Here is a 9,677-nt window from a genome sequence, read left to right on the forward strand (position 1 = left end):
CTCCAGCAGCAGCGCATTGGTTTCAGTCACGAACTCGGGAATGCGCGACACATTGATCGAGATGTCGTGCTTGATGTTCAGGCCCTCTTCGGCCTGCGCCATCGGGATGCTTTCACGGATGTGCCACAGCGCATGGGCTTGCGCCATGCTCTCGGCGACCACGGCGTCGGCAACGCAGCCGGCCTCCATGGCGGCTTCCAGGAGTCGCTCGAAGCATTCACGCGCATGGGCTTCGGATTCGTTGTCCGAGTTCTCCAGAACCACGCACCAGGCGTGCTCCTGCCAGAAAGGCACGCGCTGTTGCGGGAAGTGCCTGGCCACCAGGCCCAGTGCGAACTGGCCCATGACTTCGAAACCGGTCAGGCCGGAGCCCAGGTGCTCATGCGCCAGGCCCAGCAGCTGTACGGCAGCCTCAAGCGACGGCACGGCCGTAAAGGCGGTGAGCTGGGATTTCGGCATGGGATACAGCTTCATGATGGCGCCGGTAATCACGCCCAGCGTGCCTTCGCTGCCGATGAACAGGTGGCGCAGGTCGTAGCCGGTGTTGTCTTTTCGCAGGCCGGAGAGGCCGTCCCAGATTTCACCCTGTGCGGTCACGACTTCCAGCCCCAGGCAGAGGTCGCGCGTATTGCCGTAGCGCACGACCTGGGTGCCGCCGGCGTTGGTGCCGAGGTTGCCGCCAATGGTGCAGCTTCCCTCCGAGGCCAGGCTCAGGGGAAACAGRAAGCCGGCTTTTTCGCAGGYTTCCTGCAGGTTTTGCAACACGCAGCCGGCATCGACCGTGATGGTCAGGTTGCCGGCGTCCAGCGTGCGCACCTTGTTCATRCGCGTCAGGCTSAGCACSACCTGCGTGCCGGTGTCGTCGGGTGTCGACCCTACCACCATGCCGGTATTGCCGCCTTGCGGCACGATGCTCACGCGTGCTGCGGCGCAGGCTTTCACCACGGCCGCGACTTCAGGCGTGGAGCCAGGACGCACCACGGCCAGGGCCTTGCCGGTTTCACGCCTGCGCCAGTCCTGTACCCAGGGCGTCAGGTCGCCATCAATCAGGACATTGGGTGCGCCGACGATCTGGCGCAGGGACTCAATCAGTTGGGTGTGTGTGCTCACGATGTTCGGCTTCAGGTTAAGGGGTTGATGGATTTGAGGCGCTGGAAGCAGTGGGGGCGTTTTTCAGCCGCACCCGCACATGCATCGCGCAGGCGGCAAACAGCGTGAGGCACAGCAGCACCTCGATGAAGGCCAGGTAGTTGCCGGGGGCGCGGTCGCTCCAGGCCCGCACCACGCCTTCGGTGAAATACAGCCACACCAGCAGGCTGACCCAGCGGTAGGTGTACATGCGGTTTTTCATGATGCCGGCCAGTGGAATGCACAGCGGCAGCACTTTGAGCGCCAGTAATGAGCCGCCCGGGCGTATGGGCGCCAGCCACATTTCCCAGGCCAGGCCCAGCACGATAAGGCCCAGCAGGCTGGCCAGCGCGAGCCGGCGGGTGATGTCAATTTGCGTTGTTTTGTTCATGGTCATGGGAACCCGCTGGACCGTCAACAGGTTCAAGGTCAGTGGCATGATACCGGGGATGAAATTTCAGCAATATCTCGAGGACCTCTTGAGCGACCTGTCGCGCTTTCCGTGGCGCGGCACAGCGCTCACGCTGCGTGACCGTTTCCGGGAAGACCACATGGGCCTGACCGCCAGCAGCCTGACCTTCACCACCTCGATCGCGCTGGTGCCGTTTTTTACGGTGGCGCTGGCCATCTTTACGGCCTTCCCGATGTTCTCGAAGTTGCAGGGCGCCCTGCAGGCCTGGCTGATTCAGAGCCTGATCCCCGACAACATCGCCCGCCAGGTGCTGGGTTACCTGACGCAATTCAGCCGCCAGGCCAATAAGCTGGGCATCGCGGGCCTGGCCGTGCTTCTGGTCACGGCCATCGCGCTCATCCTGACCATTGACCGAACGCTCAACGGTATCTGGCGCGTCAAAAAGGCGCGGCCACTGACGCAGCGTGTGCTCATTTATTGGGCTGCCATTACCTTGGGGCCGCTGCTGCTGGCGGCCAGCCTGGCGGTCACTTCTTATGTGCTGTCGGCCTCGGGCGGCCTGGTGGGCGCTTTGCCCGTCAGCCTGCGTTTTCTGCTCAGCGTCCTGCAGTTTTTCCTGGTGGCGGGGGGCATGGCGGCGATGTACCGCTATGTGCCCAATACCTACGTGAAGTGGTCGCATGCCTGGGTAGGGGGCCTGTTTGTGGCTGCGGGCATTGAGGTGGCCAAACGCGTGCTGAGCCTGTATCTGGGCGCCGTGCCGACCTATTCGCTGGTGTATGGCGCGTTCGCTACCTTGCCCATCCTCCTTGTATGGATTTATGTGTCCTGGGTCATCGTGCTGATGGGCGCTGTGATTGCCGCGTACCTGCCCAGTCTCCTGGCCGGAGTGGCCCGCCGCGGCAGCGCACATGGCTGGCATTTCCAGCTGGCCATTGAAGTGCTCCAGCAGTTGCACCGGGCACTGGCCACCCCGCGCAAGGGTGTCAGCGCTTCGCAGCTGGCCGAGCTCCTCCAGGTGGACGGGCTGCAGCTGGAGCCGGTACTGGAAACACTGGTTGCGCTGGACTGGGTAGGCCAGCTCAATGAAGCCGAGGGTGAGGTGGAAGCCCGTTACCTGCTGCTGGCCGACCCCGACACCACGCCGCTGGAGCCATTGATACAGCAACTGCTGCTGGACAAGGCCGAAGCGGTTCAGGGCCTGTGGGAAAAGGCCCGGTGGCCGGCCATACGGCTACGCGACGCGCTGTAAACCGCCGACTCCGACCCGCCAACCCCGCACATCAGCAGGTTTCGGAGCTAGTCCATCCGGACTAAAAACCAGTCCCTGTTTGGGGATATTTGTGACTGCCTGCGTGTTGTAACAAAATCAGGCTTTTGATTTTTTCACGCACTGACAATGCCATCAAAAACACCAACCAGGGAAAAATTGGACGGCGCCATTGCCCATGAACGGCAGGCGCACCAGGAAGCCCGACAGATCTACGAAGAGCTGACGGCGAAAATGTGGGCCTACCAGACCGGCCAGGGCCCGGCGCCCACCAATAAAGACTTCGAAATGTGGAGTCAGGCCGTGGAGCAGCGCGTCAAGGTCAAGCAGTTGGGCATCCGGGTAGACGGCGAGTCCGGCCTTTAATTTTTTGCGTCGCGCCTTCGCGGCGGTTCAGGCGCATACCCGCATCGTTTTGCCCTCCTGACGTGGCCTCCTTGCGATTTGGCAAGACTCCGCTTCAGCCCAAATGCGTGCCAGGAGGCAGGTTTGAGCCCGTTTTCAAGCCTGATTGCCTCATCCTGCAAAAGCCGTTCGGGTGACGTAAGCCTTGTAAGAATTTTTATGCTGCACCGCACAAATTTTCGCCCGTTAGGCCTTCAGGCGCGCGGGAGGAATTCTTACAAGACCATCTTTATGCTTACGCCACGATTCTCTTCATCTGTTGCAATCCCCTCAATTGACAACCAAGCTGGAGAGAACCGTGACATCACCATCGAACCTGATCGCCGACCCGGCCCTGACAAACGAGCCCATCAACATCAACGAGGAAGCCTCCCTGAAATACTGGGTCAGCGCACTCGATTGCAGTGAGCTTGAACTGCGCGTTGCCGTGGCGGAAGTAGGCCCTGCCGCCAAAGACGTGAGCAATGAACTCGGGCGGTCTTTATGAGTGCCGCCGTTCCCGATGCGCCCGGGCCGCTCGCGGTGCGGGTGAAGGAGCCGTCAGCGGGTCTTTTTTACTGGGTGGTCACGCAGCTGTCAGCCGAAGAGCACATGGCGGACCTGCGCATTGAAGGTTCCGACCACCCGTACCCCACGCATGAAGCGGCGTTGCAGGCCGGCGCTGCTTGCCTCAAGGCGTTAAAAACCGGTCCCTTGCAGTCACTGGACTCCTGATAAACCCCGATAAGGTCTGTTAGAGCCCGTTGTGGGGGCCAAGGCCACGCAGGGAAACGGGCTCAGGTGCCTTTGATGCGCCGCAAGGCCTGGAGCCACATGTCGCGGTACATGACCCAGTCTCCCATGAAGCTGTAGAGTGGCCGCTTGAACGAGGCGGGCCGGTTCTTCTCGAATCCGAAATGCCCGATCCATGCAAAGCCGTAGCCGCACAGCAGGCCGGCCAGCAGCCACCACGGATTGCGGGTCATCAGCAGCGCTGCCAGGCAGAGCAGCGTGAGGCTTGAGCCTGCAAAGTGCAGGCGGCGGCAGGTCGCGTTGCGGTGCTCGCCCAGGTAGAAGGGGTAAAAATCCGCGAAAGACKCAAAGCTGCGGGGATCAACGGGTGTCGTGACGCCGGTTTCGGCCGCATCGGGGCTGATGGCATTCATGGGTTTGTCTCCTGCGCCGGATATCCGGTGGTGCTCCTTATTTTGCGGCGCTGGCCATAATAGTCAATCCATGGCCACCCGGCCCCTGCATCCTTTATGCACTCTTGCGTCTGCATGCCATCTGCTTTGCTTCCAGAGATTCCCCACAGCGAACCACCGGTAATGGCCGCTCCCACGCGCTGGGTGATTTGCCTCTGCGCGGACTGGTGCGGCCTTTGCCGCGACTACGGCGCCGTCTTCTCGGAAATGGCCTTGCGCTATCCGGAAAGCCGGTTTGTCTGGCTGGACATTGAAGATGAAGCCGCGTTGGTCGGCGACCTGGAAGTGGAGACCTTTCCCACGCTGCTGATTGCTGATGCGGGCGGCACGCGCTTTCTGGGTCCCCTGACGCCGCATGCGCAAACCCTTTCCCGCCTGCTGGAGTCGCTGGAGCAGACCGACGTCAGGCCCGTGCCCCATTTGCCATCCACACAGGCGCTGTTGCAGGCGCTGGAAGCGGCGCCGCACCGTGTGGGCGCGCAACGCCAGGTCAGGTAGCCGTCGTTGAAAACGGCGCCTTCAGAAAACCCCTGAAGCGCGCACGGCCGCCGCGTGTGGGGCTGGTGGTCAGGCGGTAGTGCGGAAAGCGCTGAAGAAACCGGCCAATGGCAATGCGGCCTTCAAGCCGCGCCAGGCTAAGCCCGGCACACTGGTGAATGCCGAAGCCGAAGGCCAGGTGGCGGTTGTCCTGGCGTGCCAGGTCCAGATGTTCGGGGTTGGAAAACTGTGCCGGGTCGCGGTTCGCGGCCCCAATGCATAGCGTCAGCAACGCGCCTTCGGGCAAGTCCACACCGCCCACCTGGCAGGCCTTGAGCGCGCGGCGGTTGCCCAGCTGGTTGGACGGCTCAAAACGCAGGAATTCATCGATTTCAACAGTTAAATCGGCCTCTAGCCCTTTATCGATGTGCGCGAGCAGCTCTGATTTTGATAGCAACTGTTGCTTCGCCTGCGGCCATTCCTGCAGCAGTACCAAGGCATTGCCGATCAGATTGGTCGTGGTTTCGTGGCCGGCGTTCAGGATGAACACGCAGTTTTGCAGCAATTCGGTTTCGCTGAGTCTTTCACCCGACACTTCTTCGCCGATCAGCCGTGTCAGCACATCGTGTTCCGGGTCACCCGGGTGTTTGCGCCGGTCCGCCACCAGGTCCTTGAGGTAGCCCGTGAAGTCCCGCACGCTGCCATTGCCCAGGGCTTCCTGTTCGGGCGTCAATTTGGGCTCCAGCGCGCCGAGTATGGCCAGCGACCAGGCGCGAAGCGGCGCCCGGTCGGCATGCGGCACGCCCAGCAGGTTGCCGATGATCTCCACCGGGATCGCCGAAGCAAAATCCTCAATCAAATCACCACCGCCCCGGCGCTCGATCGCATTCAGCAAGCTATCGACCAGCGTGATGAGCCCGGGCTCCATATCAGCAATGGCGCGCCGCGTGAGGGCGCCCATGATGAGTTTGCGAACGCGCGTGTGAAGCGGCGGGTCGTTGAACACCAGGCTGGTGGTGTGGTGTTCAAACAGGGCCGAGCCCGCTCCGTATTTGGGCCCGAACTCCACCTTCTTGTCCGAGCTGAAGGTCTGCGCGTCGCGGTACACCGCCACCAGGTCGGCATAACGCGTGAGGAACCAGGAACCGTCCGGCATGCGCTTGACGGGCTCGGTTTCGCGCAGCAGCGCATACACCGGATAGGGGTTGGCGTAAAAATCCGGCGGCAAGGCGCGCAGGTCGAAGCTGGCGGCGATTTCCTGCGCACGCTGCTGCGTCATCGCCGGCGTGGCCGTCAGCACGCTCATGGCTTGATGAAATCCTTCAGCGCAAACAAGACTCCTTCGGGTGCTTCGGTCATCATCTGGTGGCCGGCCTGCAGCATCACCGTCCTGGCATTTTTGGCTTTGGTCTGCAGCGGCGCCGCCATTTTTGGCAAGGTCATGGAATCGTTTTTGCCCAGGATGAACAGCACCGGGCACTGTACTTTTTCAATGGCCGCTTCGCCGCCGGTGTAGTCGTCGCAGGCCTTGAAGCCGCGGTGGAACAGGTTGACTTTGGTATTGCTGGCCAGCACCCGTTTCATGAGCGCCTTCGACCCCCCATACAGCCAGGTGCCCGGGCCCAGCGACGAGGGCGGCGGCGCCAGCATGGAATGCGAGAAAGTGTTGACCATTTCGATGGCCTTCATCGGCTGGTTCAGTGCGTTGTCCAGCAGCGCGGGCGAAACCTTCATCGGCGCGGCGGTTCCCAGCAGCGCCAGGTGCGTCACCCTGTGCGATGCAGTGGACGCCGCGTGCAGCGCCGTGAGGGAGCCAAAGCTGTGGCCCACCAGTGAGGCGCTCTTGATGCCGGCTGCACCGAGCAGCGCGATGATGAAGGCCGCCGCTTCTTCGACCGACTGCGGCGGCTCACCTTCGCTTTTGCAATGGCCGGGCAAGTCGGGTGCCAGCACGTTGAAGCCGTGGTGCGCGAAGTAGCGGGTCTGCAGTATCCAGATGCTGTGGTCGTTGAGCACACCGTGGATAAACACGACAGTGGGTTTGGCCGCATCGAAAGGTTTGCCGCCGGTGTAGCAATAGGTTTTGTGGCCGTTGACGTCGAGGTACATGCTTTAAGCCCCCGCTTTCACGGCGGCTTTTTCTGCCGCCTTGAGGGCGCGCTTGRGGTYGTCCAGCAGGTCGTCCGGGTCTTCCAGGCCAATCGACAGGCGGATCGTGCCTTGTGTGATGCCGCCGGCCGCCAGTGCTTCGTCGCTCATGCGGAAATGCGTGGTGCTGGCTGGGTGGATCACCAGGCTGCGGCAGTCGCCAACGTTGGCCAGGTGGCTAAAGACTTTCAGCGCCTCGATGAAGGCCTTGCCCTGTTCGCGGTTGCCCTTGATGTCGAAGCTGAACACCGAACCGGCGCCGCGCGGCAGCAGYTTTTTGGCCAGCGCGTGGCTGGGGTGCGATTCGAGCATGGGGTGGCCCACACGCGACACCAGCGGGTGGCTGGCAAGAAAATGCACCACCTTCTCGGTGTTGCCCATGTGCCGCGCCATGCGCAACGGCAGGGTTTCAATGCCCTGCAAAATCAGCCAGGCCGTGTGCGGGCTCATGCAGGCGCCGAAGTCTCGCAGGCCCTCACGCCGCGCGCGCAGCAGGAAGGCGCCCACGGTGCTTTCCTCGCTGAACACCATGTTGTGAAAGCCTTCGTACGCTTCGGTCAGTTCGGCAAATTTTCCGGACTTTTCCCAGTCGAAACTGCCGCCGTCCACCACCACGCCGCCAATGACCGTGCCGTGGCCGCTCAGGAACTTGGTGGCCGAGTGGTAGACCAGGTCGGCGCCGTGGTCAAAGGGCTTGATGAGCCAGGGGGRGGTGAGGGTGGAGTCCACCAGCAGCGGCACGCCGGCGTCATGGGCGATGCTCGAGACCGCTTCGATGTCCAGCACATCGAGGCCCGGGTTGCCCACGGTTTCACCGAAGAAAAGTCTGGTGTTGGGCCGCACGGCAGCGCGCCAGCCATCCAGGTCGCCGGGCTTGACGAAGGTGGTGTCGATGCCGAAACGGCGCAAGGTGTAGTGCAGCAGGTTCTGGCTGCCGCCATACAGCGCGGTGCTGGCCACGATGTGCGAACCGGCGCCCATCAAGGTGGCAATCGCCAGGTGCAACGCCGCCTGCCCGCTGGACGTGGCGATCGCGCCTATGCCGCCTTCCAGGGCCGACACGCGTTGCTCCAGCACCGCATTGGTCGGGTTGCTGATGCGCGAATAGACGTGGCCCGCACGTTCGAGGTTGAAGAGGCTGGCCGCGTGGTCGCTGGATTCGAAGACGAAAGAAGTCGTCAGGTGAATCGGCACGGCACGCGCGCCGGTGGTGGGGTCGGGCGCGGCGCCGGCGTGCAACGCCAGGGTGTCGAAGCCGGGGTCTGAGTAACCGGGCATGGGTTTGTCTCCAGTCAGAAAAAAGTGGCGGTGCGCCGGGCAATCGCAGGAGCCCGAACAGATTCTTGCAACCTGCCGTTTGATTGTGGGCTATATTTAAACTGAATTCCCTGTTGCCGCGCTGTGGTGGGACAATGAGGGCCGGCAAGCAGCACAACCGAGGAGATGGCCATGAAGGTTCTAGACATACTGCGCGTGAAGGGCAACACGCTTTACACCGTCCAGCCTGACGAACCCCTTGCCAAGGCGGCCCAGATCATGGCCGAAAAAGACATCGGCTCACTGGTCGTCATGGAGCACGGTGACCTGGTCGGCATGCTGACATTTCGCGAAGTGATTGTCTGCATCGTCAAAAACGGCGGCGAGATCGGCAGCACGCTGGTGCGTACCGCCATGGACGACCACCCGCTCACCTGCACGTCGGAGACCGAACTCGACGAAGTCCGCCGCATGATGCTGGAACGCCACGCGCGTTACATGCCCGTGATGAACCAGAAAGTCATGATGGGCGTCATCAGCCTCTACGACGTCGCCAAGGCCGTGGTGGACAGCCAGAACTTCGAAAACAAGATGCTCAAGGCCTACATCCGCGACTGGCCGGAGGAAGACGGCGCCGACCGCAGCTGAATATGAGGGGTACGGGCTTGACGGCGTTCTTTGCATAAAAGATGCCGCCAGCCCAATCAGCCCAATCAGCCCAATCAGGAGGAGCGCAAGGCGCTATCAAAATAATAGCCAGATACGCAAGGTATCTGGCCTGCTTTGCGGAGCAAGGCGATGGGAGCAGGGGTGCGCGACAACGCCAACAACGCCAACGGCCAGCTGTTTTATAGCTCCCTCTTCCTTTCCAGGCTTGCCGACCAGATACTGCTCTTCCTGGTTCCTCTGGTGGTTTTCGAAATCACGGGCAGCGTGGCCTGGTCCGGTATCGCCTTCACGGTAGAAACGCTCCCCCGCTTCCTGGCTTTTCCCGTGTGTGGCGCGCTGTGCGACCGGGTTTCGCCTCTCAAGCTTTTGCGCATCAGCCAGCTCTACCGCGCGCTCGTGTGCATCGGCGGGGCGGCCGCTTTTCAGTGGCTGGGCGGCATCGGCTGGCTGATTGCCCTGTCGGCGGTCTGCGGTGTGTTGACCACGCAGGGCCTGATGGCCCGCGAGGTCATGCTGCCGCAGATATTCAGGCAGCACCGCTTTGAAAAAGTGCTGGCCCATGCGCAGATTGCCGACCAGCTCGGCATGGTGCTGGGGCCCGTGCTGGCGTCAGTGCTGTTGCGCTGGGTGCCATGGCCCGCGGTGGTGGCAGCTACCGCGGCGCTCTTTCTGCTGGCCGACGGCGCCGTGACCTTGTGGCACCGGAAGAACCCGGTTGAGCTGGCCG

Annotated in this window: 13 protein-coding genes; 7 read left to right on the top strand and 6 right to left on the bottom strand. The window is 62.3% G+C overall.

Features of this window, described 5'->3' with window-relative positions:
- Positions 1-1,110 (bottom strand): FAD-binding oxidoreductase (locus AC1DWI_RS05620; protein WP_477724509.1); only part of this gene is annotated, 1,110 nt, incomplete at its 3' end.
- Between the two features lie 16 nt (positions 1,111-1,126).
- Positions 1,127-1,519 carry a DUF2069 domain-containing protein gene (locus AC1DWI_RS05625; protein WP_477668901.1) on the bottom strand — a complete coding sequence of 131 codons (393 nt, stop codon included), beginning with the start codon at positions 1,517-1,519 and terminating at the stop codon, positions 1,127-1,129.
- A gap of 58 nt (positions 1,520-1,577) precedes the next feature.
- On the opposite strand from AC1DWI_RS05625, the gene AC1DWI_RS05630 reads away from it, so the two are divergent.
- The 4 genes from AC1DWI_RS05630 (at position 1,578) to AC1DWI_RS05645 (ending at position 3,929) form a co-directional block, all read left to right on the top strand.
- A complete protein-coding gene (locus tag AC1DWI_RS05630) occupies positions 1,578-2,792 on the top strand; it encodes a YihY family inner membrane protein (RefSeq protein ID WP_477667919.1) in 1,215 nt (404 codons plus the stop codon).
- A 147-nt stretch (positions 2,793-2,939) separates the two neighbouring features.
- Positions 2,940-3,176 carry a hypothetical protein gene (locus tag AC1DWI_RS05635; RefSeq protein ID WP_477667918.1) on the top strand — a complete coding sequence of 79 codons (237 nt, stop codon included), beginning with the start codon at positions 2,940-2,942 and terminating at the stop codon, positions 3,174-3,176.
- Positions 3,177-3,513: 337 nt separating this feature from the next.
- A complete protein-coding gene (locus AC1DWI_RS05640) occupies positions 3,514-3,702 on the top strand; it encodes a DUF3606 domain-containing protein (RefSeq protein WP_477667917.1) in 189 nt (62 codons plus the stop codon).
- Positions 3,699-3,929, top strand: coding sequence for a hypothetical protein (locus AC1DWI_RS05645; RefSeq protein WP_477667916.1), 231 nt, complete (start codon positions 3,699-3,701; stop codon positions 3,927-3,929). The genes AC1DWI_RS05640 and AC1DWI_RS05645 overlap by 4 nt, the downstream gene beginning before the upstream one ends.
- 62 nt (positions 3,930-3,991) lie before the next feature.
- Here the strand turns inward: AC1DWI_RS05645 and AC1DWI_RS05650 are convergent, their stop codons facing one another.
- Entirely contained in the window at positions 3,992-4,360 is a 369-nt protein-coding gene (locus AC1DWI_RS05650; protein ID WP_477724510.1) for an Mpo1-like protein, read from the bottom strand.
- A 162-nt stretch (positions 4,361-4,522) separates the two neighbouring features.
- Between AC1DWI_RS05650 and AC1DWI_RS05655 the strand changes: the two genes are divergently transcribed.
- Positions 4,523-4,897 (top strand): thioredoxin family protein, encoded by a 375-nt coding sequence (locus AC1DWI_RS05655; RefSeq protein WP_477667914.1) that lies wholly within the window; start codon positions 4,523-4,525, stop codon positions 4,895-4,897.
- Here AC1DWI_RS05655 and AC1DWI_RS05660 read toward each other — a convergent pair.
- Genes AC1DWI_RS05660 through AC1DWI_RS05670 form a run of 3 tightly spaced genes read right to left on the bottom strand, consistent with a single transcriptional unit; the run spans position 4,890 to position 8,302 of the window.
- The gene (locus AC1DWI_RS05660; protein WP_477667913.1) at positions 4,890-6,182 is read right to left on the bottom strand and encodes a cytochrome P450; all 1,293 of its coding nucleotides are present in this window, start codon (positions 6,180-6,182) and stop codon (positions 4,890-4,892) included. The two genes, AC1DWI_RS05655 and AC1DWI_RS05660, sit on opposite strands and share 8 nt — an antisense overlap.
- Positions 6,179-6,985, bottom strand: coding sequence for an alpha/beta fold hydrolase (locus AC1DWI_RS05665; protein WP_477667912.1), 807 nt, complete (start codon positions 6,983-6,985; stop codon positions 6,179-6,181). The genes AC1DWI_RS05660 and AC1DWI_RS05665 overlap by 4 nt, the downstream gene beginning before the upstream one ends.
- Before the next feature lie 3 nt (positions 6,986-6,988).
- Complete coding sequence (locus AC1DWI_RS05670) at positions 6,989-8,302, bottom strand: O-acetylhomoserine aminocarboxypropyltransferase (protein ID WP_477724511.1); 1,314 nt, start codon at positions 8,300-8,302, stop codon at positions 6,989-6,991.
- A 171-nt stretch (positions 8,303-8,473) separates the two neighbouring features.
- Between AC1DWI_RS05670 and AC1DWI_RS05675 the strand changes: the two genes are divergently transcribed.
- Both AC1DWI_RS05675 and AC1DWI_RS05680 read left to right on the top strand, forming a co-directional pair.
- Complete coding sequence (locus AC1DWI_RS05675; protein ID WP_457280097.1) at positions 8,474-8,929, top strand: CBS domain-containing protein; 456 nt, start codon at positions 8,474-8,476, stop codon at positions 8,927-8,929.
- 150 nt (positions 8,930-9,079) lie between these two features.
- A partial coding sequence (locus AC1DWI_RS05680) for an MFS transporter (RefSeq protein WP_477724512.1) occupies positions 9,080-9,677 on the top strand: 598 nt, incomplete at its 3' end.

The sequence above is a fragment of the Polaromonas sp. P3_C2 genome (assembly GCF_056402675.1).

What these genes read in the sequence shown, in the direction of transcription:
- AC1DWI_RS05665 (WP_477667912.1), bottom strand. Translation starts at nt 6,985, where the DNA reads ATGTACCTCGACGTCAACGGCCACAAAACCTATTGCTACACCGGCGGC.
- AC1DWI_RS05645 (WP_477667916.1), top strand. Translation starts at nt 3,699, where the DNA reads ATGAGTGCCGCCGTTCCCGATGCGCCCGGGCCGCTCGCGGTGCGGGTG.
- AC1DWI_RS05660 (WP_477667913.1), bottom strand. Translation starts at nt 6,182, where the DNA reads ATGAGCGTGCTGACGGCCACGCCGGCGATGACGCAGCAGCGTGCGCAG.
- AC1DWI_RS05630 (WP_477667919.1), top strand. Translation starts at nt 1,578, where the DNA reads ATGAAATTTCAGCAATATCTCGAGGACCTCTTGAGCGACCTGTCGCGC.
- AC1DWI_RS05635 (WP_477667918.1), top strand. Translation starts at nt 2,940, where the DNA reads ATGCCATCAAAAACACCAACCAGGGAAAAATTGGACGGCGCCATTGCC.
- AC1DWI_RS05625 (WP_477668901.1), bottom strand. Translation starts at nt 1,519, where the DNA reads ATGAACAAAACAACGCAAATTGACATCACCCGCCGGCTCGCGCTGGCC.
- AC1DWI_RS05655 (WP_477667914.1), top strand. Translation starts at nt 4,523, where the DNA reads ATGGCCGCTCCCACGCGCTGGGTGATTTGCCTCTGCGCGGACTGGTGC.
- AC1DWI_RS05675 (WP_457280097.1), top strand. Translation starts at nt 8,474, where the DNA reads ATGAAGGTTCTAGACATACTGCGCGTGAAGGGCAACACGCTTTACACC.